Source organism: Salidesulfovibrio onnuriiensis, from assembly GCF_008001235.1.
Classification (GTDB): domain Bacteria; phylum Desulfobacterota; class Desulfovibrionia; order Desulfovibrionales; family Desulfovibrionaceae; genus Pseudodesulfovibrio; species Pseudodesulfovibrio onnuriiensis.
This window is the reverse complement of the sequence record NZ_CP040751.1, coordinates 3,313,048-3,337,642: the sequence shown is the minus strand read 5'-3', so window position 1 is coordinate 3,337,642 and position 24,595 is coordinate 3,313,048. Positions and strand designations below refer to the sequence as shown.

Below are 24,595 nucleotides of genomic sequence, written 5' to 3'. Positions count from 1 at the left end.
GCACCTCCCTGAATAGGGAAGGCTGTGGGGATGCGCGTTATGAAACGGCAAAGAATGGGTGACGTATTTACACGTACCTGTTTTGGCGCGCCTTTTTTCCGGGGAGGAACGAGGTGCGCACAAAACGCGGGGAAAGGAAAACCAGCGGGTTGTGCACCACCGTGTCCGGGAGGATGTGGTACCAGCGGTAGCCCAGGCTTCGGAAATAGGCGGCCGCCTGTCCGCGACACCCCGATTCCCGGGCCGCGAGCATGGCCGCGTCGCGCTGGCAGCGGGAGCGGGCCACCAGTCGCATGATGCGGTCGCGGTAGCCGTGCCTGCGGAGCATGGCCTTGATGCGCCGGTATTCCCGGTGCCGGGCGATGCCGTCGGCCAAGGCGAACAGGGAGACTGCGGACCAGCCTCCGGCCCAGAGCCAGAGGGCCGCGGCTTCGTAAGGGTGCCCGTCGTCCAGGAGCCACCAGCCGTCCAGCCCCAGGAAGACGGCCAGCGAAAGGGAGCCCAGGGCCGTCCCGTGGGGCCAGGGTGCTGCCTTGAGATAGGCGAAGGCGGATCGGAACCTTCTGAGCATCGCTACCGGTTTTCCGGCAGGGCCAAGCTCAGGCCGAGGGCCACGAGTACGCTTCCGGCAACGGCCTTCATGCGCGGCTCGAAATGCGGGTTCTGGCGCAGCTTGTCGCCGATGATCCCGGAAAAGAGCGCCACCAGGGAAAAGACCGAGAAACCGGCCAGCATGAACAGCGCGCCCAGCGCGATCATCTGGATTTCCGGGCTGCCGTTTTCCGCCCTCACGAACTGGGGCAGGAAGGCCAGAAAAAAGAGCGCCACCTTGGGGTTGAGGATGTTGGCGATGATGGTCTGCCGGAAGATGGCCCTGGGGCTGGCGATGTCGGCCGTGCCTTGCACGGACGTCTGCCTGCGGCTGCGCCAGGTCTGGATGCCGATGTAGATGAGGTAGGCCGCGCCCGCGTATTTCACGCCCTGGTAGGCCAGGGCCGAGGTGCGCAGGATGGCGGAAAGCCCCACCACCGCGAACAGGGTGTGGGCGATGACGCCGATGTTGAATCCCAGCGCCGCGAACAGGGCGGCCTTGCGCCCCTGGGTGATGCCCCGGGTGAGCACGTAGAGGATGTCCGGGCCGGGCGTCACTGCCAGGATGAGCGAGGCGCTGAAGAACATGATGAGTTGGGTTGTGTCGAACATGGCAAAATTGATAATCGCCCGGCAGGTTGCGGTCAACCTGCCGGGCGATTTCAGTCTTGAGCGATCAATCGCAGGCGATGTTTCCCGCTACAGGTTGGCCAGCAGGATCTCGCCGAATTCCTTGCAGCCCACCTGCTGCGCGCCGGGAATCTGGGCGGCCAGGTCCACGGTGACCTTTTTGGCGGCAATGGTCTTTTCCACTGCGGCGTGGATCAGGTTTGCGGCCTCGGTCCAGCCCAGGTGTTCCAGCATCATGGTGCCGGAAAGCACCAGGGAGCCGGGGTTGGCCATGTCCTTGCCCGCAATGGTCGGGGCCGTGCCGTGGGTGGGCTCGAAAAAGGCCAGCCTGTCGCCCATGTTCACGCCCGGGGCGAGGCCGAGGCCCCCCACCTGCGCGGCCAGGGCGTCGGAGATGTAGTCGCCGTTGAGGTTGGTGGTGGCGATGACCGAGTACTGCTCGGGACGCATGAGGCATTCCTGGAACATGGCGTCGGCAATGCGGTCCTTGATGACCACGGGGCCGTCCCCCTCGCCTTCGCGCACCAGCTTGCCCGCGTATTCCTGCTCGGCCAGTTCATAGCCCCAGGCCCGGAACGCGCCTTCGGTGTGCTTCATGATGTTGCCCTTGTGCACCAGGGTCACGGACGGGCGGCCCGTTTCCAGGGCGAATTCGATGGCCCGCTTGACCAGCCGCTTGGAGCCTTTCTCGGTCATGGGCTTGATGCCCACGCCCGCCGCGGCGTCCACGTTCGCGCCCAGCTCGTTGCGCAGGAAATCCACCAGCCGCTTGGCCTCCGGGGTGCCGGACTTGTATTCGATGCCCGCGTAGACGTCCTCGGTGTTTTCGCGGAAAATGACCATGTCCACGAGGTCCGGGCGTTTCACCGGCGATTCAATGCCCTGGAAATACTTGATGGGCCGGATGCAGGCATAGAGATCGAAGGTCTGGCGCAGGGTGACGTTGAGGCTGCGGAAGCCCTTGCCCACCGGGGTTTGCAGCGGGCCCTTCATGGCCAAGTCCGCGCCGGCCAGCACGTCCAGGGTGGCCTGGGGCAGGTATTCCCCGGTTTCCTGGAAGGCCTTTTCGCCCGCCAGGAGCTCCTGCCAGTCCAGGGAATTGGCCTTGCCGTAGGCCTTTTCAATGGCGGCATCCAGCACAGGACGCCCTGCGGCCCATACTTCCGGGCCGATTCCGTCACCTTCGATGAAATATACTGTCTTTTGTGGCAAACTGACCTCCGATCGCCTTTCGGTTGTCTGCTGTCCGACGCGTTTTCACGCGCTGTGCGCTCGGACCTTGTGAACAACCTGTTTTATTGAATGAAAAGCATGTGGTGTTGTGTTTACAAAAAGGGAAAAGCACTATAGCCAAGCGCGGGACCGGAAGGCAAGCGATTTGCCCGCCTTGAAAAAGTATGATTCAATAGACTGATATGATTGCTGAAAACCTGATCGCAAAAATGCAAACCGTCAAGGCGCTCCTGTCCGGGGCGCGAAGTCTTGTCGTGCTTACGGGGGCGGGTGTTTCCGCAGAAAGCGGGGTGCCCACCTTCCGGGGGACGGATGGACTATGGGAGGAGTACAGGCCAGAGGACCTGGCCCGGCCCGAGGCCTTTTCCCGCGATCCCGAGCTGATCTGGCGGTTCTACAACTGGCGGCGCGAGCTTGTGGGCCGCTGTGAGCCGAACCCCGCGCACCTGGCCCTGGCCGCCCTGGAGCGGCAGGCGCCGGAAATGCTGCTGGTGACCCAGAACGTGGACGGCCTGCACCAGCGGGCCGGAAACCGGAACGTGCTGGAACTGCACGGCAGCCTCTGGCGGCTGCAATGCACGGTTTGCACCTACGAGGAGGAGAACCGTACCGACCTGCCTCCGCTGCCCGCCTGCCCGAGGTGCAACAACCTGCTGCGGCCCGGGGTGGTCTGGTTCGGGGAGCAGCTTCCCGCAGGGGTGCTTTCCACTGTTCTGGACACCGTGGCCAAGGCGGACGTCATGCTCGTGGCGGGCACCTCCAGCGTGGTGCAGCCCGCCGCCTCCCTGGCGCACGTGGCCAAACGCTCCGGGGCCGTTACCATCGAGGTCAACCTGGAACCCACGCACAACACGGGATTCATGGATTTCGCCCTGCACGGCCGGGCCGGGGAGATCCTGCCGCAACTGGTGGAAGGGATATAGAAGGGGCCGGTAATTCCTGTTCCTGTGCGTGTCACGTCTTTTGAAAGAATACTATTCCATTGATCTTCCCGGTGGAGCTGTCGTATACGGGGCTGTGCCCGGCTGGCGTATTCGTCTACTCATAACCAACGGGAATAGTATGCAAAAACGATTCGTTCTTTTCGCGTTCCTTGTCCTTTCGGTAGTGCTCTGCGGCGCCTCGGCCGCCCGCGCCCACGGCGGTTTCGACGCCCGCGACGCGGTCTGTTTCAAGACCTATCCCACGGACCCAGCACTGTTCAACGACGTGGTGGGGCCCTACGTGCAGAAGATCATCGAGCGCCACGGCCTGGAGGAATGGAAGGCCACGCTGCTGACCAACGAGATGCATCGCCACCTGGGGCTCTGGTCCATCATCGGTGCCAAGATGGGGGTGCGGGCGCGCGAAGTGCTGGATGCGCCGTTCGATCAGCTGCGGGTGGTCTCCTTTGCCGGGCGCACGCCCCCGTTCAGCTGCCTGAACGACGGTATCCAGGTTTCCACGGGCGCGAGCCTGGGCCGGGGTACCATCAACGTGGCCGACATGGCCGTCCCCGAGGCGCAGTTCTTTCATGACGACAAGGGCTTGTTCATGAAGCCCAAGCCCGAGATCGTCAAGGCGGTGCGCGGGACCATCAAGGAATTGTCCAAGGCGTACGGCTTTCAGTCCGAGGAGTATTTCAGGCAGCTGGAAAAGGTCTCGGTGAAATACTGGCTGGTGTGGGACCGCTCCACCATGTTCGAGGAACGGCCCATGCCCTGAGCGGGGCGGTTTCGGCGGGAATGAAAAAGGCCTTGCTCCGGATGGGGCAAGGCCTTTTGTTTTCTAGCGGATGAGCATGGCTTCCTGGAGCTCCCTGGCCTTGTCCCCGCCAAAGAGCGCCTCGGCCAGCTTGAGCCCGAATTCCAGGGCCGGGCCCGCGCCCGCGCCGGTGATCAGGTTGCCGTCGCGCACCACGCGTTCGGGCGTGTGGCTTTTGTCTTCCAGCCGGTTGGCAAAGGACGGGTAGCACGTGGCCTTGCGGTCGCGGATGATCCCGTGCTTCTGCAGCACTACCGCCGGGGCCGCGCAGATGGCTCCGATAAGGCGGCCTGCCTTGTCCTGTTCGTGCAGCATGCCTTCCAGCACCGCGGATTCGGCCAGGTGCTCGGAGCCGGGGATGCCGCCGGGCAGGGCAATGAGGTCGTAGGGCCCGGCGCAGTCATTCAGCATGGCGTCCGCCACCACCGTGACGTTGTGCGAACTGGTGACTTCCCGGGTGGTGCCCAGGGCCGCGATGGTCACCTCCGCGCCCGCGCGGCGCAGCACGTCCACGATGCTCAGGGCCTCCACCTCTTCGAATCCCCGGGCCAGGGGGACGAGAACGGTCTTGCTCATTTCTTGCCTCCATTGATGCGCGCCGCGTAGAAACCGGAGTAGAGCGCGGCCGCCGGGTTGTGCCCGAGGACCCGGTCCTTGACCACCAGGGTGGTCACCGGGGCTTCGGACGCCTGATTGAATAATATGTCATGCCCGACGCACAGGCCGAAGGATATGTTCAGGTCGGTCTTGTCCCTGTTGAGGATCTCGGCCTGGCCCAAGGGGTTGCAGCTGATGGGAGCCTGCCGCGCCTTGGTGGGGATGTTCATCTCCGTCTTGCTGATGCCGCAGATCTTGCAGCAGGCCGAGGAGACCTTGATGCCCGCGTTCTTGAGCGCCCGGTTCATGGTCGCGGCCTCGTCGGCCAGCCCCTTGCAGAAGGCCAGGCCAACCTTGGCGTAGCCCATGCGCTTGATGAACTCGATGGTTTCCTCGACCCGGGTCTTCTGCATGTAGAAGTCGGAGATGACCGTGTCGGCCACCTGCATCATGCGCTCGACATCCTTGTCCTGCGTGCAGGCGTCGATCATTTCCTGGCGGAAGGGCGTGCAGTCCTTGCCCTTGTCGCATTCGCGTCTTTCACATTCGGCGCATTTCATGCGTGTATCCCTGAACGGCTAGAGCCGTTTCTTGAGTTCGATCCATTTTTCCACTTCCGGTGCCTCGTAGGTGAGGAACCGCTCCAGCAGCTCCTCGGGCGTCGCACCCGTCAGCACCATGTCGCGGTGCTCCTGCACCAGAAAGCCCTGGCCCACCACGTCGTCCAGGAACGACGCCAGCTTGGCGTAGTAGCCGTTGATGTTCAACAGACCGCAGGGCTTCTCGTGGTAGCCGATCTGGTTCCAGGTCAGCACCTCGAAGAATTCCTCGAAGGTGCCGATGCCGCCGGGCAGGGCGATGAAGGCGTTGGAGAGCTCGGCCATGAGCGCCTTGCGCTCGTGCATGGAATCCACCACGTGCAGCTCGCTCAGGCCGGAGTGGAAGATCTCCTTGGCCCGCAGTTTCTCGGGGATGACCCCGATGACTTCGCCGCCCGCTTCCAGGGCCGCGTCGGCCACCCGGCCCATGAGGCCCACGCTGGACCCGCCGTAGACCACGGTGATGTTGCGTTCGGCCAGGGTACGGCCCAGGTTTTGGGCCGCTTCGGCATAGGCCGGGGAATTGCCGGGATTGGACCCGCAGAATACGCAGACTCGTTTCAGGTTCATCGCACTTGCTCCACTGCTTTTTTGATGTCTTCGACGAACTCGTCCACCTGCTCCTCGGTGGTGGCCCAGGAGGTCATCCAGCGCAGGGTGTGGGAGTGCTCGTCCCAGACGTAGAAATAGTATTTCTTTTCCAGGATTTCCGTGGCCGCCGGGGGGATGTGGGCGAACACGCCGTTGCTCTGCACCTCGCCCTTGATCTCCACGCCCGGGATGGCCCCGGCCCTCTCGGCCAGGCGTTTGGCCATTGCGTTGGCGTGTCTGGCGTTTTCCAGCCACAGGTCGTCGCGCAGGTACCGCTCCACCTGGGCGGAGACAAAGCGCATCTTGCTCACGAGCTGCATGCCCTGCTTGCGCAGGTATTCGAAGCCCTCGCCGATCTCCGGATTCAGGAAGATGACCGCCTCGCCCATCATCAGGCCGTTCTTGGTGGCCCCGAAGGAGAGCAGATCCACGCCCAGGGCCGTGGTCATGTCGAAGAACGAGCAGCCCAGGGCCGCGCAGGCGTTGGCCAGGCGCGCGCCGTCCATGTGCACCAGCAGGTCGTGGTCGCGGGCGAAGTCCACGATGGCCTCGATCTCCTTGAGCGAGTAGAGCGTGCCTTCCTCGGTGCTCTGGGTGATGGAAATGACCTTGGGCTGGCTGGCGTGCACGAATCCCACATGGCCCAGGTAGGGCGCGATCATGCCCGGGGTCAGCTTGCCGTCCGGGGTGGGGATGGGCACCAGCTTGGTGCCGCCGAAGGCCTCGGGCGCGCCGCATTCGTCCATGTTGATGTGGGCCATGCTGGAGCAGATCACCGAGTTGTAGGTGCGGGTCACCGCGCGCAGGCCCAGCACGTTGGCGGCCGTGCCCGTGGTCACGTAGAAGATCCGGGCGTCCTCGCCGAAGTGTTTCTTGAGCAGGCGGTCGGCCGCCTCGCTGATGGTGTCCTCTCCATAGGCGCGCATGTAGCCTTCGTTGGCTTCGCACACGGCCTTGATGATTTCCGGATGGGCTCCGGCGTTGTTGTCGCTGGCAAAGGAGCGCAGTTTGGGTGTGTGGGTGTTCATGGCAGATCTCGTTTCTTGGGGTTATGGGGCGGCGGTCAGGGATTACTCCTTGATCCGCGCCGTGATGCTGGTGATGTCTATGGCGTAAGCGGCGGTGACGGCCACGACCTTGTCTTCCAGGGGCAGGTTCCTGCCCGCGAACTTGCGGGTGATGACTTCCAGGGCATGCCTGGCGTCATCGCCGGAGAGCCGACGCGGAGCGCCGAAGCCGAGCGCGCTCTTGAATCGGTACCCGAAGGCGCAGGCCTTGTCGCCGTGCTTGGGTTCCAGGTCCACGGCGCAGCTGAATGACAGGGGCGCACCGGTTTCCAGGGCTTCGAACTTGCGGCCCTTTGTGCTGGAGTGGACATAGATGACGTCGCCCTCGTGGGCGAAGTTCACCGGGACGCTGTAGGGGCCGTTTGCGTCGTTGACGGCCAGCCAGAGAACAGGGGATTTGTCGAGAATCTCATTGATCGTGGCCTTTTCGGAAGTAAGTCCTTTTCGCATGCGGGCTCCTTTCTTTATTTGTCCAAAGCGTTTATTAAACATCCATGCAGGGGAAGACAACAGGCAAGGGGGAAAAAATCCCGCTCATTTCCGTCATCGTGCCGGTCTGGAACGAGCAACGGGGGATTAATTCCCTGGTGCGCCATGTCCGGGAACTGGCCCGCGGGCTGGATGTGGAGATCCTTGTGGCCGACGGCCATCCGGACGCCACCACCCTGGCCGCGCTGGACGAACCGGCCGTGATCCGGGTGCGGGCTCCGCAGGGCCGCGCCGTGCAGATGAATGCGGGGGCCGCCGGGGCCACGGGCGATATCCTGCTTTTCCTGCACGCGGATACCCGGCTGCCGGGGGACGCATTCCGCAAGGTCGCCGGGGCCGTTGCCCTGGGTTTTCGGGCCGGGGCCTTTGACCTGGCCATCGATTCCGGGCATCCTTGGCTATGGCTGGTCGCCCGTGTCGCGAGCCTGCGCTCCCGCCTGGAGCGGCTCCCCTATGGCGATCAGGCCCATTTTTTCGACGCGGGGTATTTCCGTGAGCTGGGAGGGTACGCGGAAATTCCCATTATGGAGGATGTGGAGCTGTTCCGGCGCGTGCGCCGCGCCGGGGAACGCATCCGCATCCTGCCGGACCGGGCGGTCACCTCGGCCCGGCGCTGGGAAAAGGAAGGCATGCTGCAACGGACCCTGGCCAACTGGTGGCTGCGCTTGCGCTATGCGCTGGGCGCGGACCCCGAAGACCTGGCAGGGCGCTACAGACCCCATTCGGAGAACACGGAGCGGACATGAACCGATGCATCCTTTTTTTCGTCAAGTATCCCGAGCCCGGCCAGGTCAAGACCCGGCTGGCCGAATCCACCTCCCCGGAGCAGGCCTGCGAACTCTACAAGGCCTTTGTCACCGACATGCTGCCCGTGCTGGAGGACGTGGAGGGGGCCGAGGTCATGGTCTGCTACGCCCCGGAAGGAAAAGGCAGGGAAATGACCCAGTGGCTGGGCAGGCAACGGCGCTGCCTGTCCCAGAAGGGCGCGGACATCGGCCGCCGCATGGAGAACGCATTCCGCGAGGCCTTTTTCATGTTCTATGACCAGGTGGTGCTGGTGGGCAGCGATATCCCCGAGCTTTCGGCGGAAGTCGTGCAGCAGGCCTTTGACGGGCTCGACAAGGGCAGGGCCGCCCTGGGCCCGGCGCGGGACGGCGGCTACTATCTCATCGGTTTTCAGCGCGGAGCCTTTGTGCCGGAGGTCTTTTCGGACATGGTCTGGAGCACGGGGCAGGTCTTCGAGGACACGGTGCAGCGCCTTGTGGGCAGCGGCATGGCCGTGGAGGTGCTGCCGGAAATGGCCGACATGGACACCCTTGAGGATGTGCGCGATCTGGTGGACCGGGGCGTACCCGAGGGATCCCTGACCCTGGAACTGGCCCAGAAAATCGTGAACGGTTAGAAATCCATCAGGTTGAGCGGATCAAGCGACTGCTTCCTGATACGCCGGAAGATGATCCTGTCGTGAAAGAGATCCTCCTGGATCTCGATCTCCCATTCCCCCCCGGAACCGAAGCTGTTCCACAGCTCGTCCTGGATGCCCTGGCGCACGAGCACGTGCACCTCGTCCTCGTCGTGCCTGGAGAGTTCCGCGAGGATGGCCGGGACCAGCCCGCAGGTCACGTTCTTGAGGTCGATGTCTTGGCTTTGATTGATCATGGTTATTTCCCGATGCAGAAATTGTCGAAGATGGAGTCGAGCACTTCCTCGGAGGTGATGCGGCCGGTGATGCCCGCCAGCACGTTGCAGGCCGTTTCCAGGCGCACGCCCAGCAGGTCGTAGGGCACTCCGGCTGTCGCGTCGGCCTCCATGGCCTCCAGCTCCTGCGCGGCCCTTTTCAGCACCTGTGCCTGGCGCGCATTGGGCACCAGCTCGTCCGGGTCGGGCTGGCCCGCTCCCTCAAGGAGACGTTCGCGCATGCGCCCGGCCAGCTTGTCCAGGTTTTTGCCGGACTTGGCCGAGACCTTGACGATTTCGAACATCCAGCGCTTGAAGATTTTCCACGGCGGCGGCTCGGCCCCGATGACGTCCATCTTGTTCATGACCGCGATGGTCTTGGCCGGGTCGAGCTGGGTGGCCGCGTCCATGTTTTCCTCGGCAATGGTCTCGGAGTTGTCCACCACGTAGAGGATGAGGTCGGCCTGCTCCATGAGTTCCCGTCCCTTTTCAATGCCCGCCTCCTCGATGGAGTCCCCGGTGCTGCGCAGGCCGGCCGTGTCGGCCAGCCGAACCGTGAGGCCGCCTAGGTTCAGGCTTTCCTCCAGGTAGTCGCGGGTGGTGCCGGGGATCTCGGTGACGATGGCCCGGTTGCGGCCCAGCAGGGCGTTCATGAGGCTGGACTTGCCCGCGTTGACCATGCCCGCCAGCACCACCAGCGCGCCTTCGCGCCAGGCCTTGGTGCGCTCCACTGCGGTAAGCAGGGCGGAAATCTCTTCGCGCACTTCCGAGGAGGTGCGCGCGAGCTCCTCCATGGGCAGGCATTCCAGTTCCTCCTCGGGAAAGTCCACGGCCACGCAGAGCTGGGCCCGCAATTCCTCCAGCCGCTTTCGCAGACCGTCGATCTTCTGGCCCAGCACGCCCGAGAGCTTGACCTGTGCCAGGTGCATGGCCGCCTTGGAGGGCGCGTGGATGAGCTCGGCAACGGCCTCGGCCTGGGTCAGGTCCATGCGGCCGTTGAGGTAGGCGCGCAGGGTGAATTCGCCCCTGTCGGCCAGGCGCGCTCCCCTGTCGAGGCATTCCTCGAGCACGGCGGCCAGGATGGCCTGCCCCCCGTGGCAGTTGAATTCGATGGTGTCTTCGCCGGTGTAGGACTTGGGGCCGGGCATGAAGGCCGCCAGCACCTCGTCGATGGCCTTGCCCCCGCTGTCCGCCACGGTGCCGTGGTGCAGGCGGTAGGGCTTGAAATTCGTGAAGTCCTCGCGGGTGGCGCGGAACAGTTCTGCGGCGATCTCCACGGCCTTGGGGCCGCTGATGCGGATGATGCCGACGCCGCCCTGGCCGGGCGGGGTGGCGACTGCGGCTATGGTATCTTTTCTTCTCGCTGCATCACTCATGGGAACACCAACCTCTCAGATGATTATTTCTTGCCCACGGACTGTATAGGCAGAAAGCAAAAAACTCCAGTCCGAAACGCAGGTTGCCTGCGCTGGTCTGGAGCATTCACGCTTTTTCGCGGCTGCCCGCCGGGAGCCGAAAAAGGGGCCGGCGGCCTCACCAGAGAGACCGCCGGTATCACAATGGGAAAAGCAACTACTGCCGCTGGCGGCGGTTGTTGCCGTTCTTTCGTTTGGGAACGATGAGCACGCGCTTCATGGGGCCTTCGCCCTTGGAGCGGGTGAACACGGTTTCGTTTTCCTGCAGGGCCAGGTGCACCACGCGGCGGTGGTAGGAGCTGAGCGGCTTGGTGCTCTGGGTCCGGCCGATGCGCTTGGCCTTTTCGGCCAGGTGCAGGGCGATCTGGCGCAGCTTCTCGTCCTGGCGCTCCCGGTATTCACCGGTGTCGATCTGGATGCGCACGCTGGCTTCCATGGCCCGGGAAACCAGGCGGTTGACCAGGTACTGTAGGGAGGACAGGGTCTGTCCTTCGCGGCCGATGATCAGGCCGCTGTTTTCCTCGTCGTCGATGAATACCTTGACCCGGTCGGGGTCGAAGGTGATTTCCAGCTTGGGATCCTCGCCCACGATGGGAACGAGCAGCTTGTTGGTCACTTCGCGGACCACGGCTTCCAGCTTTTCCTTGTCCAGGTCGGCCAGTTCGTCCACCAGAGGCAGGGAGGGCTGCTCTTCGGGCATTTCCACAGCCTCGAACCGCGCCTTTGCCTCGGCGTCGGGATTGCTCACCGGTCCGGACGGGATTTCGCCCATGCTGACTTCGGGGGCAACCTTTTTCTCCTCGACCTTGGGCTCGGGCTTCTTCCTTTCGGGGCGCTTGCGTTCCTGCTTGGGACGCTCGGATTTTGCGGCCTCCTTCCTGGGGGCCTTGTCCTTTTTCTCCTCGTTCTTGCCGTTGAGGATTTCCTCGGTATCCACGGCGCCGCGCGGGCGGGCCTTGACCACGGCCTTCTTCACGCCCACCAGGCCGAAGATGCCGGTGGATCCGCCCTTGATTATCTCGATTTCGAGTTTGTTGCGCTGCAGATTGTAGAAATCGCACGCGGTTTCAATCGCTTCATCCAGGGTCTTGCCCTGGAACTCCTTGAAGTCGCTCATAGACGTTCCTTGATCTTTCGAGGGGGCCTGTCCTCTTGTTTATGAATGGGTTAGGCCTCTTTTTTCTTGTTCTTTGCGATCATGAGCCATTGCTGTCCAATGGACAGGAGGTTGTTCATCAACCAGTAGACCACCAGGCCCGAAGCGAAGTTCAGGAACATGATGGTGAAGACCACGGGCATGGCCAGCATCATGTAGCGCTGCATCTTGTCGCCGGTGGAGGGCGTCATGAGCTGCTGCAGGACCATGGTGGCGCCCATGACGATGGGCGTGATGTAGAGGGGGTCCTTGGCGGAAAGGTCGGCCAGCCAGACCCAGTCGGTGAAGGGCAGGTGCTGGATGAACGGCGCGTGGCGCAGCTCGATGCCCGCCATGAGAGCCTTGTACAGACCGAAGAACACCGGGATCTGGACCAGCATGGGCACGCAGCCGCCAGCCGGGTTGACCTTGTAGGTCTTGTACAGGGTCATGGTCTCCTGCTGGAGCTTCTGCTTGTCGTCTCCGTATTTTTCCCGGAGCTTGGTGATCATGGGCTGCAGTTTCTTCATGCGCTCCATGGATTCGTAGCTCTTCTGGGAAAGGGGCCAGAACACGATCTTGATGCCCAGGGTCAGCAGGATGATGGCGATGCCATAGTTGTGCACGTAGCCGTACAGGAAGTTCAGCGCCGTGAGCAGCGGACGGGCCAAGATGTCGAACCAGCCGAAGTCCACCACGGTCTTGAGATTGCCGGGCATGGTCTTCAGCATGGCGCGTTCGCACGGGCCCACGAAATAGGAGGCCTTGACGGTCTTGGACACGTTGGACTGCAGGGTGGTGGGCTCTTCCACGGCCAAGCGGAAGATGTCGTTCTGCACGCCCGAGTACATGACGGCGTTGTTTTCGCCGGGAACAATGGCGAACATGAAATAGTTGGAGTGGATGGCCGCCCACTGGAGCAGGTCGCCCGCGGTGGCTTCGCCCTTTGCGATGTCCTCGCGGTCCTTGACTTCCTCGCGGCCCGCGTCGTTGTACCAGGCGATGCGGGTGGGGTTGTAGCTGTCCTTTTCGGAGGACATGGCCTTGGCTGCGGCGGTGAAGGACACGGAGGCTTCCACGCCGGTGGCGCCCTGGTTGGTGACGGTCAGGTCTTCCTCGATGAGGTAGGTGGCCGCGTCAAAGGTCAGCCTGCGCTCCAGGCGGAAGTCGCCCACCTGGCCGGAGAAGACCAGGGCCTGCTTGCCGGTCTCGATGTTCAGGTCGCTGCCTTCAAAGGCCCACTGGCCCTTGAGCCAGGTGTGCACTTCGGAACCCTTGCGGGTCAGGATGATGCCCATGGGACCCTTGACCACGGACTGGTCGCCCACGATGTCCACGTTGGGAGAGTCGGGCTGGATGGTTTCCTTGTAATGCTTGAGCACGAAGGACTCGAGCACGCCGCCCTGGGAGTTGAACTTGGCGGTATACAGCGGGGTGTCCACGGTGACGGTGCGTCCCTCGGTGGGCACGAAATCCTGGGAGGTTGCTGCGGCCGGGGCCTCGCCGTCGCTCATGGGAGCCGCCTTCCGGGCTACCTGTGCCTTTTCGGCGGGTTGCTGAACGGGCTGCTCGGGGGCAAAGAAAAACTGCCATGCGAACAGGACGAGCATGCTCAGGGAAACGGCAAGAAGAAGTCGTTTGTTGTCCATCAATTCATCTCACTTTTGGGTTTTGGGCATGGCCAAACGGCCGGGACGGGGTCGTACCCGCCTTTGCAGAGCGGCTGGCAGCGGAGGATGCGCAAAAGCGCCATGAGGGAGCCCTTGCAGGCGCCGTGCATGGAAATCGCCTGGATGGCGTAGTCTGAACACGAGGGAATGAACCGGCAGCATGCCGGTTTCAGAGGAGAGATGCAGTACTGATAAAAGCGAATGAGCGCCTTGAAAATGAAGCGCATCATGTCCTCTCAACGGAGTCTGCCGTCATGGTTCCCCGGATTCGGGAAAGCATGGGCGTAAACTCCTCGTCTGCGAGGGCAAGATCCAGCTGCCTGGGATCAAGTTTGCGCTTGGGCACGATGGCCATGTCCAAGGGCAAGTCGAGCTCGTTTTGATGCAGCCTGAAATACTCGCGCACTACCCGTTTCACGCGATTGCGCACGACTGCTGGACCCACTTTACGGCTGACGACCAGGCCCAGCTTGAAGCCGGACCTGGTGTCTTCTCTTTTCAAAGCGAATACTATGAAAAATCTGGAGTGAAATTTTACACCCCGCTCAAAGCATGCCGTAAATTCTGGCCGCCGAAGCAGTCGGCGTTCCTTAGGCCAGGTTAAACGGCTAATCTCTTGCGTCCTTTGGCGCGGCGGCGAGCGATCACCTTGCGACCGTTTTTGGTGCGGGAACGCACCAGGAAGCCATGAGTTCTTTTCCTGCGGCACTTGCTCGGCTGATAAGTCCTTTTCATATCTAGTCTCCTGAGAGTAAAATTATCGTTGTTGCCAACGTTGTCGTCAATATTGAACGGAAGCATATAGCCGGAAGACCTGCGTCCGTCAAGGGCGCGGGAGGGGTATTTTGGTGATAATCTTCACCGCCCGCTCTTTCCGCTGTCCGAAGAATCTGGTACATGATTCTTCAGCCGAAAGCGAGGATAAATTCACAACAGAATCCGCTGGTTGCAAGGGGCGTTGCTTTGGAGGCCGCCTCGGGGACCGCCCCCGGCGCGGGCGCGACGCGCGCCATACATGATCATATATAAATAAAAAGCTGGGAATATTTCGGAGGGGCCTTGGTCCTTCTTCAAGCCAGCCGTGAGGTGCGACATGGAAAATCCTGTCAACAACTACTGGGAACTCAGGCTCAACGATCTTAAGGAATCGCTCGAGGACAACAATTTCGAGGTTTTCATCGCCGAAAGCGCCGCTGCGGCCAAGGATATCGTGCTTGGCCGCATCATTCCCGCCCTTTCGCCCGGGTCGGTTTCCTGGGGCGGATCCATGAGCATGGTCGCCGCCGGCCTGTATGACGCGCTCAAGGATTCCAGGGAGCTGGAGGTCATCGACACCTACGACAAAACCATCTCCAAGGAGGGCATGGTGGAGCGCCGCAGGCAGGCCCTGCTCGCGGACCTGTTCATCACCGGCACCAACGCCGTCACCGAGGAGGGCTGGCTGGTGAACCTGGACATGATCGGCAACCGCGTGGCCGCCATCACCTTCGGGCCGAAGAACGTGGTTGTCGTCGTGGGGCGCAACAAGATCGTGCCGGGCCTGGAAGAGGCCTTCGACCGCATCAAGGATTACGTGGCCCCGGTGAACACCATGCGCCTGGACAAGAAGACTCCGTGCCGCAAGACCGGCATCTGTCACGACTGTAGCAGCCCGGACCGCATCTGCAACGTCTGGGGCATCACCGAAAAGTCCTTCCCGCAGGGCAGGATCAAGGTGGTGCTGGTCAACGAGGACCTAGGCTTTTAGCAGCAGTTGAAAACGGCCCGATTGCTTCGTTGCCGTGAAAAGTCGGCTCCTCACGTAGTGTTGTATGCGCTCCGGGCCGACTTTTTCCGGCTCCTTGCACTCCAGCCTTCATGAACAGCTATGCGTTTAGCGTATGGATTCTACGAATGAGTAAAAAGCATTTATCCACGGAGCGGGGCTACCGCGAAATCATGCATCCGGCCTCGGGCGAGATCGGGTTTCAGGTGGTGGTGGAAGAGACCGACCTGTTCATCATAGCCACGCAGGACATCCACGAGGAAGTGGCCGCCCTGGTGCAGGAACTGCGCGGGGCTCTCAAGAATCACATCCTCTTTCATCCGGAGTTCCTTTCCAGCCTGGAGCCCCTGTCCGAAGACAAGGGCGCGCCCGGATTCATCCGGCGCATGTATGCGGCCGGGGAGGCCTGCGGGGTGGGGCCCATGGCGGCGGTTGCCGGGACCATTGCCCAGGAGGTCGCCGACCGGTTTCGCTCCCGGTGCCCGGACATTCTCGTGGAAAACGGCGGAGACGTGTACATGCATTCCACCCGCGAGCGCACCGTGGCCCTGCTGGCCGATCCCGAGGGCGGGGCCAGCATCGGCCTCAGGGTCGAGGCGGAGCAATGCCCGCTGGCCCTGTGTTCGTCCAGCGGCCGCATCGGCCATTCCCTGAGTCTGGGCACCGGCGATCTTGTCTGCGTGCTCTCCGAAAGTGGTTCCCTGGCCGATGCCGCGGCAACGGCCCTGTGCAACCTGCTGGGCGAGGAACGCGACCTGGAGCTTGTGGTGGAACGGGCGCAGGAGTGGGCGACGCTCGGGCTGTCGGGTGTGTTCGCCCAGTATGGGGACAAGCTTGCCGCGTGGGGGAATCTGGAGCTCGTGGCCCTGGACTAGTTGGCGTTCTATTCCTTTTTCTTCCTGCTTTGGATGACCTGGTGGAGCAGGTCGTGATGCTTGATGCGGATGACCCTGCGTTCGCGCTCGTCCTTTTCAATGGTGACGAAGCCCTCGTTGGCCAGCCCGAAGAGGTAGCCGGTGATGGTTTCGGGCGAGGAAACCAGGGTGTCGGCCATGCTGCGCACGGCCTGCTCGAAACCGATGGTCGTGCAGTCGTTCTGGGCGAACAGGTCCAGGGTGCGGACAACGGCCATGGGGATGCTGGGCACGTGCATGGCCTTCTTGGTGGTGGCCTTGAGCCGGGCAACCAGCACCGTGAGGATTGAGGAGATCACCTGGGGCGCGGTGCGCAGATAGTCGTCCAGGTCGTCGCGGGTGACCTCGATGACCTCGGAATCCTCCAGGCAGATGGCCGTGGCCGTGCGGGCCTGGTCGTCCAGGAACAGGGCCATCTCCCCGAAGATGGACACCGGGTTGAGGATGGCGAAGACCTTCTTGCGGCCGTCCACGTTGCCGGAAATCTCCACCTGCCCGCGAATGAGGATGTATGCGGAATCCCCGTGGGAACCCTCATGGAAGACGACATTGTGCTTGAGCATGGTCCGCGACAGAAAATGCCCGTGCGAAACCTGCTTCATGGGCATTGTGGGTTGCTGGCCGAGCAGGGGCATGGAGTCCTCCGTGGTTGGATGGGAACGGGCTGTCATCTTTCATAGCACAGATGTCCCGGCTTGCAAGCCCGGGATAGTCTATGCGTCCAGCTTCTGCTCCACGCTGCGCACCTTGCCGCCTATGCCGTTGGTGCGGCCCTTGCGCCAGTCCAGCTTCATGTTCATGTACACGCGTTCGCTGTCATCGCCGACGGCGCGGAAGCAGGCCTCCACAACCTCCATGACCTCGCGGTAGGAGCCTTCGATGCAGGTGCCCATGGGGCCGAAGCTGTGAGAGAGGCCGGATTCGCGGATGATGCCCAAGGCCTTGGCAACGTACGGGCTGACACTGGTTCCCTTGTCCATGGGAAAGATGGTAAGTTCGAGTATGACGCTCATTTTCCTGCCTTTTGTTGGGTTTGTCGCAGAATGATTGACACGGGTCCCTGATTTGGTTAGTTAACCTTTCCCTTAGGGAGAATCTTGCCGCAACCAGAGAGTGACGTAGGGAGTGGCATTTTCATAGAGAGGAGCGGGGAAGACCTTTGCGGGGTCTTCCTCTCTTTTTTTATTTTTCCGTATACATGCCCGCCAGGTCAATGAAACGGGCCACCATTCTTTCCGCTTCGAGCCGAGGTTCCTCGCGGCCCCGGAGTCTCTCCTCATACAACCGCGCAAACAGGATGGGCACTATGACCGTGCCCCGGGCGTTTTCGCCGTCGAAACCAGCCAGCGCACCTCCCAGGTCCACGGGGTGGTGTATCTCGGCCAGTTTTGCATCCGTAAACACCCGAGCGCAAAGCTCGGGCGGCGAAGTCACGCTGTATTGGCGACAGGCGATGGGCCGGTGCGGGTGGATGGAGCAGGACTCGTCCTCCAGGAAGGGACAGTTGATGGTCAGGTCCCAGTAAAGCTTTTGGATGGCCTTGTATTCCTCCACCTTGTGCACCCGGTTGTCCAGGAAGTCGAGGATGCCGTCCAGCAGGCCCGCGTTGCGCAGCTTTTCAATGCCTTCCGCATAGCGTTGTTCCACCCGTTTTCTGTGATCCTCGGGCAGGGTGCGCATGACGTCCATCATATAGAGGGCCTCGTGGTCCGTGGCCGGAACCAGCTGGCGGCAGCAGTGACAGCAGCCCGGCCCGCAGGTCACGGAACGGTCGGGCTCCAGTTCCTGGTAGGTCCGGATGAAGGTCCTGTCCGCAATGTCGAACAGGATGGGCAGGACCTCCTGAATGGTCACGGTCTTGTCCGGGATGTCCAGAATCAGGGGCAGCGGCGCTTTCCTGCCGCGTTCGAGCACGAAGTGTTTCTTGGGCATGGTCGTCTTTGGGTTGTGTGTTTTGCTGTTGCAAACATAACGCAAGAATATCGGGGATGAAAAGATGCTTTTGCGGCCGGGATGAATGTCATTCCCAAAGCTTGTCCAAAATGGTTCCCGTTTGTTACGGTGGCGGGTAGGAATGGCGCAGTGCGCCGTCACCTTTGAAAGTTTTTTGTCGGCATCTATTGATTTTGTTTGAAAAGCGGGGTACTCAAATCTTTATTAATCTTTTCAAAGGGTTACATAATACTTTTTAAAGATTGATATGCAATAAATGACACGGGCTTCAGTTTCGTGTTACATGGGTGGCTGGTGTGTGCGGGCGCATGCCCGATTCCTTATGAGTGGATAAACGACGCATTTGCGTCACAAGAGACTCATACTTTTTTACGGAGGTGTTCTATGAAAATTTCCGTAGGTCATGGCAAGAAAGGTGCCGTGGAACGGTTGGAAGAGCGAGGTGTGTCTCGCCGCGATTTCATGAAGTTCTGCGGAACCGTTGCCGCCGTCATGGGCATGGGACCCGCTTTCGCTCCGAAAGTGGCCGAAGCCCTGACTGCAGACAACAGGCCTAACGTGATCTGGCTTCACAATGCTGAATGTACCGGTTGTTCCGAATCCATTCTTCGTACTGTCGAGCCCTACATCGATGCTCTGATTCTCGATGTGATTTCTCTCAACTACCATGAAACCATCATGGCTGCCGCAGGTGAAATGGCCGAAAAGGCCCTGGAAGAAACCATGCACGATCCCAAGGGCTACGTTGCCGTTGTCGAGGGCGCGGTTCCCACCGCCGTCACCGGCACCAACAACGAACCCGGCGGACACGGCAAGGTCTCCGGACACACCATGCTCGACACCACCACCAAGGTGGTCAAGGGCGCACAGGCCACCATTGCCTACGGTACCTGCGCCACCTATGGCGGCGTGCAGGCCGCGGCACCGAATCCGACCCAGGCCAAGGGCATTACCGAAGTCGTGCCCGGCGCTCCGATCGTGAACGTTCCCGGCTGTCCGCCGAACCCGTTCAACCTGGTCGGCACCATCGTGCATTACCTCACCAAGGGCATTCCCGAACTGGACGATGTCGGCCGTCCCACCGCATTCTTCGGTGAGACCGTTCACGACAACTGTCCCCGTCAGGAATTCTTTGACAACGATCAGTTCGCTCCGTCCTTCGGCTCCGAAGAAGCCAGGAAGGGCTGGTGCCTGCGCAAGCTCGGCTGCCGCGGACCTGAAACGTACAACAACTGCCCCACGGTCAAGTTCAACCAGATCAACTGGCCCGTCCAGGCCGGCCATCCCTGCATCGGCTGCTCCGAACCCAACTTCTGGGACGGCGAAGCCTGGGAAGGCCGCAAGGACTTCTACGCTGACCTGACCGACATTTAGGCGTCATTGCAACGTTTCGAAAACAGTCGAGTTTAGACGAACTAAGGAGGAAACGACATGGCTGGTTGCACTCCTAAAGCCGCTCCCTGGACTTGGGCCAAGGATAAAGGCGAAACGGTGGTTGTCGACCCCGTAACCCGTATCGAAGGCCATCTTCGCGTCGAAGCGATCGTCGAAGACGGCAAGATCATAGATGTGAAGAGCAGCTCTCAGCTCTTCCGCGGCCTGGAAATCATCCTCAAGGGCCGCGACCCGCGCGATGCACAGCACTTCACCCAGCGTTCCTGCGGCGTCTGCACCTACGTGCACGCCCTGGCTTCCATCCGCTGCGTGGACAATGCCGTCGGCGTTGACAAGCACATGCCCCACAACGCCACCATCATCCGCAACCTGGTTCTGGCCGCGCAGTTCATGCACGACCACATCGTGCATTTCTATCACCTGCACGCCCTGGACTGGGTCAACGTGGCCAATGTCCTGAACGCCGACGTGAACAAGGCCGCCGAACTGGCCAAGGCCGTTGCCGGCACCGTCAGGACCCCGAACAGCTACTCCACCAAGGAAGATCTCCAGAAGACCAAGGATACCGTCAAGGGTATCGTTGAATCCGGTCGCCTGGGCATCTTCACCAACGCCTACTTCCTGAAGCCCGGCGGCCATCCCGCCTACAAGCTTCCTGCGGAAGTGGACCTGATCGCCACCTGTCACTACCTGAAGGCACTGCACCTGCAGGTCAAGGCCGCCCGTATGATGTCCGTCTACGGCGCCAAGAACCCGCATACGCAGTTCACCGTCATGGGCGGCGTGACCTGTTACGAAGGCCTCACCGACAAGTACATCAACGACTTCCTGGGTCTGTACGAAGAAGTGAAGGACTTCATCCTCGACTACTACATCCCCGATCTGATCGCCGTCGCCGGCTTCTACAAGGACTGGGCTGCCATCGGCGGCACCACCCACTTCCTGAGCTTCGGCGAATTCCCCGCACAGGGCGGCGAAGCCGATCTGGATTCCCGCTACATCAAGCCGGGCGTCATCTTCAACCGCAAGATCACCGACGTGAAGAAGTTCGATCCCTCCAAGATCGAAGAACACGTCAGGCACAGCTGGTACAAGCCGGGCGATCCCCAGCATCCCTACAAGGGTGTTACCGAGCCCCAGTACACCAGCCTGGACGACCATGACCGCTACAGCTGGATGAAGGCCCCGCGCTACGACGGTTACAACACCGAAGTGGGCCCGCTGGCCACCTGTCTGGTCAACTACGGTCTCGGCCATCCCGAGTTCGTCAAGTACGTCAACTTCGTGCTCGGCAAACTCGAAGTGGGCCCCGAAGCCCTGTTCTCCACCCTGGGCCGCACCGGCGCCCGCGGCATCGAGTGCCTGATCATCGCGCTCAAGACCGCTGAGTGGGTTGAAGACCTCAAGGAAAACGTGGCCAAGGGCAACACCGACATCTGCAAGGACTGGGACATGCCCGAAAGCGCCAAGGGCGTCGGCTTCGTCAACGCTCCGCGCGGCGGCCTGTCTCACTGGATCGACATCAAGGGCGGCAGGATCGACAACTTCCAGTTGGTCGTTCCCTCCACCTGGAACATCGGTCCGCGTTGCGACAACAACCTGCCCGGCCCGCTGGAAGAAGCGCTTCTGGACAACACTCCCATCGCCGATCCCGAGCGTCCGGTCGAAATCCTTCGCACCGTTCACTCCTATGACCCCTGCATCGCCTGCGGCGTGCACGTCATCGACAACAAGACCGGCAACGTGCAGAAGTTCAAGATCCTGTAATTCGCAGGAAACAACGATCAAACGACGGGAACCCGGAGCCCTTATCCGGGTTCCCGTTTTTACTCCATCCAGATGCAGAACACCGAAAAACGAATTCTTGTCCTTGGCGTCGGCAATATCCTGTATACCGACGAGGGTTTTGGCGTGCGCGTTGTCGAGGCGCTCGACCAGAAATACGAATTTTCCGGCAACGTGGAACTCATGGACGGCGGCACCCTGGGCACCAAGCTTATGGGACCGATTATGGAATCCGACGCGCTGGTCATCGTGGATATCGTTCTCAACCACGGCCAGCCCGGGGATATCCATCGCCTGAAGGGCGGCGACCTGAGCAAGAGCCTGGCCTTCAAGAATTCCATGCACCAGACGGACTTGCTAGACGTGCTGGCAAACTGTAAACTGGTGGGCCAGTGCCCGGATGCGGAGCAGGTCGTGCTTGTGGGGGTTGAACCGCAGGATTACGATACCATGTCCACCGGGCTTTCCAAGGCCCTTGAGGCGCGCATCGGCGACGTGATGCTGGTCGTGCTCAAGGAAATCGAGGGAATGGGCGGTTCCTACCGGGAACGCAGTGCCGATAACCCTTCCGGGGAGAAAATTTATGTGCCTCGCAGTACCGATTGAGATTCTCGAGATCAATGAAGACATCGCCACCGGCCGCGTGGGCGAGGGCGATGCCACCATCCAGGCCTCCATCATGCTCCTGGACGAGGAGGTCGCCCCGGGCGACTGGATCATCGTCCATGCCGGGTTTGCCCTGCGCAAGCTCGATCCTCAGGAGGCCGAGGAAACCTTGCGCATCCTGAGGGACATGCTTGCCCTTGCGGAAGAGGCGGGGGTGCGGCAGGACATGCTGTGATTTTTTGAAACGCAAAGGGCCGGGTGTTTATCACCCGGCCCTTTGCGTTTATTGAGACGGCTACCGATAAGGGCACGTCTACTTTGTTGCTGCAAGAAAGCCAGCTCCTCACGTATTTCCAATACGCTGCGGGCTGGTTTCCTTTTGCGCCGCGTATCCGAACCCATCTTGCCTAAGTCGTTGGTGAGTCTTCGAGCCTCACGGATAAGGACAGCAGCGATGCCTGCCGGAGGCTAATCCAGCTTCTTTTTCATCTTCATGATGCGCGCATGGGATTCCGAGATGCGCGCCCTGGTGATTTTGCCGTCTTCCACCAGCTTCTTGATGATGCCGTGCGCCTTGCGGGCGATGAGCGGGTCGTAGGACAGATTGTTGCCGAAGAGCAGCATGTCGGCCCCGGCCAGGATGGCCAGCCGGATGGATTTATCCAGGCCGTACTGGCTGGAGATGGCCTTCATGTTCATGTCGTCGGTGATGACCACGCCGTCCCAGCCGAGCTTCCGGCGCAGCAGCCCGTTGATGGTCGCCGAGGAAAGGGTGGCCGGGTACTTCGGGTCCAGCCGGGCGTTGAAGATGTGCGCGGTCATGATGGCGTCCGGCTTGTGCGTGGCGATGAGTCTTTCATAGGGGATCAGCTCCCGCTGCTGCCAGGTGCGGGTCACGTCCGTGACGCCCAGGTGGCTGTCCACACGCGCGCTGCCGTGCCCTGGGAAATGCTTGATGCAGGAGAGCATGCCCTGTTCGTGCAGGCCGTTGATGAACTCCCGCGCACAGGCGGCCACCAGCCGGGGGCTGGAGGAAAAACTGCGTCCCAGGGCGCCGATGGCCGGGCTCTCGGGATTGACGTTCACGTCCACGCACGGCGCGAAATCCAGGTTGAAACCAGCCTCGGCAGCCACCATGCCCACGATGCGCCCCGCCCACAGGGACCGGGAGGGATCGTAGGAGGCTCCCAGTTCGGCGGCGGACGGGGTCTCCATGAATCCGTTTTCCTTGCGCAGCCGTTGCACCCGGCCTCCTTCCTGGTCCACGGACACGAGCAGGGGGGACGCGGTCAGGGACTTGATCCCGGCAATGAGCTTGCGCACCTGGGCCGGGCTCTGGATGTTGCGCTGGGGCCTGCCCTGCATCACATCGTAATTGAAAAGGATCACGCCGCCCACATTGAGGGCCTTGACGTCCTGCAGCACGGGATTATCCATATCCAGGTCGTAGCCCCGAAAGCCCACCAGAAGCATCTGGCCGATCATTTCGTCCAGGGACGGCTGGGCCTGGGCGGCAGGGGCAAGGCACACGAGAAATGTCAGGATTGAGAAAATGAAGCGTTTCATGGGTTTGAAGGTAATTGCTTTTTGCTCCGTTGTGAAGTGCCTCCGGGTTTCCCGCTTTGCCTGACGGTAAAAATCGAATAATGTAGGCCTTATGCACATACGTTTTGCGCCTCCTTCCTTTACGCGCCGCCTGTTTCGTCCGGGCTGGACCGATGTGGTCTCCAGGGTGGTCGAGTCTTCGGCATCCTGGCCGGAAGACCGCACCGTGGGGGTGTGGGCGCTGGTGCTGGAGGCGCGCGGCATCCCGTACCGCCTCAGGCGGAGGGCGGCTGCCGAAGGGGGCGGCACCTCCATCCGGGTGCAGTCCTGGTTCGTGCAGCGGGCAGAGGACGAGATCCGGCTGTTCCAGGAGGAGAACCCCGGCCAGGGCAACGCAAGGCCCCGGCTTCACGGCCCGGTGGCGGGCGGCGGTCAGCTCACCTGCCTGGCCATGGCCCTTCTGGTCATCTTTCACGTGGCCACCACCATGGCCTATCCCGGCCTGGGCCTGTATCCGTCCGTGTGGGATTCCCTGGGCAGCGCCAATGCCGCCAGGATACTGGACGGCCAGTGGTGGCGGGTGGTCACGGCCCTGACCCTGCATGGGGACGGCGCGCATGTTCTGGGCAACGCCCTCATCGGTGGTTCCTTCATTATCCTGCTCTGCAGGGGGCTCGGCGCAAGCCTGGGCTGGTTCCTGGTCATGCTCTCCGGCGCGTTGGGCAACACGATCAATGTCTTTGCCCTTGGTCCGCCCCATGACGCCATAGGCTTTTCCACGGCCGTGTTTGGTGCGGCGGGCCTGCTGGCCGGGAGCCGTCCCTTTTTCGGCAGGCTGGATTCCGGGGAGGATCTGGGGTTCGGTTTTCGGCTGCGGCGCTTTATCCGTTCCGCGTTCGTGCCCGTGGCCGCCGGTCTCGGCTTGCTGGCCATGCTCGGCTCGGGCGGCGAGAACACCGACCTGGGCGCGCACCTGTTGGGCTTTGCGTCCGGGGTGCTGCTGGGCATAGCCGCAGGCTGGGGCGCGGCCCGGTTCGGGCGTCCCGGCCCGCTGCCGGGCAAGGCGCTTCTGTGGCTGACCTTCGGTTTCCCCGTGTTTTGCTGGGGGCTGGCCTTTTCTCAAAGATGATAGCTGCTGGCAAAGACCGGCAAATGTGCTAAGGTCCCGCAATGATGAATTGTAACCCTTGGTGGA

General features: G+C 61.7%; 29 protein-coding genes and 1 pseudogene. 11 read left to right on the top strand and 19 right to left on the bottom strand.

The window, feature by feature from the left end:
• Positions 1–67 precede the first annotated feature (67 nt).
• From FGL65_RS15415 to icd, 3 genes and pseudogenes are all read right to left on the bottom strand, one after another.
• Positions 68–571, bottom strand: a complete 504-nt coding sequence (locus tag FGL65_RS15415; RefSeq protein WP_147822152.1) for a hypothetical protein — start codon at positions 569–571, stop codon at positions 68–70.
• A 2-nt stretch (positions 572–573) separates the two neighbouring features.
• Positions 574–1,203: a LysE family translocator gene (locus tag FGL65_RS15410; RefSeq protein WP_147822151.1), complete on the bottom strand. Its 630-nt coding sequence runs from the start codon at positions 1,201–1,203 to the stop codon at positions 574–576.
• Positions 1,204–1,290: 87 nt separating this feature from the next.
• Positions 1,291–2,457 (bottom strand): annotated as a pseudogene (gene icd / locus FGL65_RS15405) (NADP-dependent isocitrate dehydrogenase); the annotation flags it as partial.
• Positions 2,458–2,636: 179 nt separating this feature from the next.
• Between icd and FGL65_RS15400 the strand changes: the two are divergent.
• Both FGL65_RS15400 and FGL65_RS15395 read left to right on the top strand, forming a co-directional pair.
• Positions 2,637–3,377, top strand: a complete 741-nt coding sequence (locus tag FGL65_RS15400) for an SIR2 family NAD-dependent protein deacylase (protein ID WP_250645510.1) — start codon at positions 2,637–2,639, stop codon at positions 3,375–3,377.
• A gap of 139 nt (positions 3,378–3,516) precedes the next feature.
• Positions 3,517–4,158, top strand: a complete 642-nt coding sequence (locus FGL65_RS15395; protein WP_147822149.1) for a formylmethanofuran dehydrogenase subunit E family protein — start codon at positions 3,517–3,519, stop codon at positions 4,156–4,158.
• A gap of 63 nt (positions 4,159–4,221) precedes the next feature.
• On the opposite strand, the gene FGL65_RS15390 is transcribed toward FGL65_RS15395, so the two are convergent.
• The 5 genes from FGL65_RS15390 to FGL65_RS15370 are packed head-to-tail and all read right to left on the bottom strand — an operon-like array spanning position 4,222 to position 7,501.
• Positions 4,222–4,773 (bottom strand): DJ-1 family glyoxalase III, encoded by a 552-nt coding sequence (locus FGL65_RS15390; protein WP_147822148.1) that lies wholly within the window; start codon positions 4,771–4,773, stop codon positions 4,222–4,224.
• Positions 4,770–5,354, bottom strand: coding sequence for a DUF1847 domain-containing protein (locus FGL65_RS15385; RefSeq protein ID WP_147822147.1), 585 nt, complete (start codon positions 5,352–5,354; stop codon positions 4,770–4,772). Before FGL65_RS15385 ends, FGL65_RS15390 begins: the two co-directional genes overlap by 4 nt.
• An 18-nt stretch (positions 5,355–5,372) precedes the next feature.
• A complete protein-coding gene (locus FGL65_RS15380) occupies positions 5,373–5,957 on the bottom strand; it encodes an LOG family protein (RefSeq protein WP_147822789.1) in 585 nt (194 codons plus the stop codon).
• Between the two features lie 2 nt (positions 5,958–5,959).
• A complete protein-coding gene (locus FGL65_RS15375) occupies positions 5,960–7,012 on the bottom strand; it encodes a threonine aldolase family protein (RefSeq protein WP_147822146.1) in 1,053 nt (350 codons plus the stop codon).
• A gap of 42 nt (positions 7,013–7,054) precedes the next feature.
• Entirely contained in the window at positions 7,055–7,501 is a 447-nt protein-coding gene (locus tag FGL65_RS15370; RefSeq protein WP_147822145.1) for a pyridoxamine 5'-phosphate oxidase family protein, read from the bottom strand.
• Positions 7,502–7,545: 44 nt separating this feature from the next.
• Between FGL65_RS15370 and FGL65_RS15365 the strand changes: the two genes are divergently transcribed.
• Positions 7,546–8,286: a TIGR04283 family arsenosugar biosynthesis glycosyltransferase gene (locus tag FGL65_RS15365; protein WP_147822144.1), complete on the top strand. Its 741-nt coding sequence runs from the start codon at positions 7,546–7,548 to the stop codon at positions 8,284–8,286.
• Positions 8,283–8,942: a TIGR04282 family arsenosugar biosynthesis glycosyltransferase gene (locus FGL65_RS15360; protein WP_147822143.1), complete on the top strand. Its 660-nt coding sequence runs from the start codon at positions 8,283–8,285 to the stop codon at positions 8,940–8,942. The genes FGL65_RS15365 and FGL65_RS15360 overlap by 4 nt, the downstream gene beginning before the upstream one ends.
• Here FGL65_RS15360 and FGL65_RS15355 read toward each other — a convergent pair.
• The 7 genes from FGL65_RS15355 to rpmH form a co-directional block, all read right to left on the bottom strand.
• A complete protein-coding gene (locus FGL65_RS15355; protein ID WP_250645509.1) occupies positions 8,939–9,199 on the bottom strand; it encodes a hypothetical protein in 261 nt (86 codons plus the stop codon). The genes FGL65_RS15360 and FGL65_RS15355 overlap by 4 nt on opposite strands.
• Positions 9,200–9,201: 2 nt before the next feature.
• Positions 9,202–10,593 carry a tRNA uridine-5-carboxymethylaminomethyl(34) synthesis GTPase MnmE gene (gene mnmE, locus FGL65_RS15350; protein ID WP_147822142.1) on the bottom strand — a complete coding sequence of 464 codons (1,392 nt, stop codon included), beginning with the start codon at positions 10,591–10,593 and terminating at the stop codon, positions 9,202–9,204.
• Between the two features lie 196 nt (positions 10,594–10,789).
• The gene (gene jag / locus FGL65_RS15345) at positions 10,790–11,749 is read right to left on the bottom strand and encodes an RNA-binding cell elongation regulator Jag/EloR (protein ID WP_147822141.1); all 960 of its coding nucleotides are present in this window, start codon (positions 11,747–11,749) and stop codon (positions 10,790–10,792) included.
• 50 nt (positions 11,750–11,799) lie between these two features.
• The gene (gene yidC, locus FGL65_RS15340) at positions 11,800–13,416 is read right to left on the bottom strand and encodes a membrane protein insertase YidC (protein ID WP_147822140.1); all 1,617 of its coding nucleotides are present in this window, start codon (positions 13,414–13,416) and stop codon (positions 11,800–11,802) included.
• Entirely contained in the window at positions 13,416–13,664 is a 249-nt protein-coding gene (gene yidD / locus FGL65_RS15335) for a membrane protein insertion efficiency factor YidD (RefSeq protein WP_147822787.1), read from the bottom strand. The genes yidC and yidD overlap by 1 nt, the downstream gene beginning before the upstream one ends.
• Positions 13,664–14,050, bottom strand: a complete 387-nt coding sequence (gene rnpA, locus FGL65_RS15330) for a ribonuclease P protein component (RefSeq protein WP_147822786.1) — start codon at positions 14,048–14,050, stop codon at positions 13,664–13,666. Before rnpA ends, yidD begins: the two co-directional genes overlap by 1 nt.
• The gene (gene rpmH, locus FGL65_RS15325; protein WP_147822139.1) at positions 14,038–14,172 is read right to left on the bottom strand and encodes a 50S ribosomal protein L34; all 135 of its coding nucleotides are present in this window, start codon (positions 14,170–14,172) and stop codon (positions 14,038–14,040) included. The genes rnpA and rpmH overlap by 13 nt, the downstream gene beginning before the upstream one ends.
• Positions 14,173–14,530: 358 nt before the next feature.
• On the opposite strand from rpmH, the gene FGL65_RS15320 reads away from it, so the two are divergent.
• The gene (locus FGL65_RS15320) at positions 14,531–15,184 is read left to right on the top strand and encodes a lactate utilization protein (RefSeq protein WP_147822138.1); all 654 of its coding nucleotides are present in this window, start codon (positions 14,531–14,533) and stop codon (positions 15,182–15,184) included.
• A gap of 146 nt (positions 15,185–15,330) precedes the next feature.
• Positions 15,331–16,077 (top strand): UPF0280 family protein, encoded by a 747-nt coding sequence (locus tag FGL65_RS15315; protein WP_147822137.1) that lies wholly within the window; start codon positions 15,331–15,333, stop codon positions 16,075–16,077.
• Between the two features lie 8 nt (positions 16,078–16,085).
• Here the strand turns inward: FGL65_RS15315 and FGL65_RS15310 are convergent, their stop codons facing one another.
• From FGL65_RS15310 to FGL65_RS15300, 3 genes are all read right to left on the bottom strand, one after another.
• The gene (locus FGL65_RS15310; protein ID WP_147822136.1) at positions 16,086–16,751 is read right to left on the bottom strand and encodes a Crp/Fnr family transcriptional regulator; all 666 of its coding nucleotides are present in this window, start codon (positions 16,749–16,751) and stop codon (positions 16,086–16,088) included.
• A 78-nt stretch (positions 16,752–16,829) separates the two neighbouring features.
• On the bottom strand, positions 16,830–17,129 hold the full coding sequence (locus tag FGL65_RS15305; protein ID WP_147822135.1) for an MTH1187 family thiamine-binding protein: 300 nt from the start codon (positions 17,127–17,129) through the stop codon (positions 16,830–16,832).
• Between the two features lie 169 nt (positions 17,130–17,298).
• A complete protein-coding gene (locus tag FGL65_RS15300) occupies positions 17,299–18,048 on the bottom strand; it encodes a YkgJ family cysteine cluster protein (RefSeq protein ID WP_147822134.1) in 750 nt (249 codons plus the stop codon).
• 405 nt (positions 18,049–18,453) lie between these two features.
• On the opposite strand from FGL65_RS15300, the gene FGL65_RS15295 reads away from it, so the two are divergent.
• From FGL65_RS15295 to FGL65_RS15280, 4 genes are all read left to right on the top strand, one after another.
• Positions 18,454–19,443 carry a hydrogenase small subunit gene (locus tag FGL65_RS15295; RefSeq protein ID WP_147822133.1) on the top strand — a complete coding sequence of 330 codons (990 nt, stop codon included), beginning with the start codon at positions 18,454–18,456 and terminating at the stop codon, positions 19,441–19,443.
• Between the two features lie 57 nt (positions 19,444–19,500).
• Positions 19,501–21,231, top strand: a complete 1,731-nt coding sequence (locus FGL65_RS15290) for a nickel-dependent hydrogenase large subunit (protein WP_147822132.1) — start codon at positions 19,501–19,503, stop codon at positions 21,229–21,231.
• A 72-nt stretch (positions 21,232–21,303) separates the two neighbouring features.
• Positions 21,304–21,855 (top strand): HyaD/HybD family hydrogenase maturation endopeptidase, encoded by a 552-nt coding sequence (locus FGL65_RS15285; protein ID WP_147822131.1) that lies wholly within the window; start codon positions 21,304–21,306, stop codon positions 21,853–21,855.
• Positions 21,833–22,090 (top strand): HypC/HybG/HupF family hydrogenase formation chaperone, encoded by a 258-nt coding sequence (locus tag FGL65_RS15280; protein WP_147822130.1) that lies wholly within the window; start codon positions 21,833–21,835, stop codon positions 22,088–22,090. The genes FGL65_RS15285 and FGL65_RS15280 overlap by 23 nt, the downstream gene beginning before the upstream one ends.
• Before the next feature lie 233 nt (positions 22,091–22,323).
• On the opposite strand, the gene nagZ is transcribed toward FGL65_RS15280, so the two are convergent.
• Positions 22,324–23,421 (bottom strand): beta-N-acetylhexosaminidase, encoded by a 1,098-nt coding sequence (nagZ, locus tag FGL65_RS15275; protein WP_147822129.1) that lies wholly within the window; start codon positions 23,419–23,421, stop codon positions 22,324–22,326.
• Positions 23,422–23,512: 91 nt separating this feature from the next.
• Here nagZ and FGL65_RS15270 point away from each other — a divergent pair, with 91 nt between their 5' ends.
• Positions 23,513–24,529: a rhomboid family intramembrane serine protease gene (locus tag FGL65_RS15270; RefSeq protein ID WP_147822128.1), complete on the top strand. Its 1,017-nt coding sequence runs from the start codon at positions 23,513–23,515 to the stop codon at positions 24,527–24,529.
• Positions 24,530–24,595: the final 66 nt, after the last annotated feature.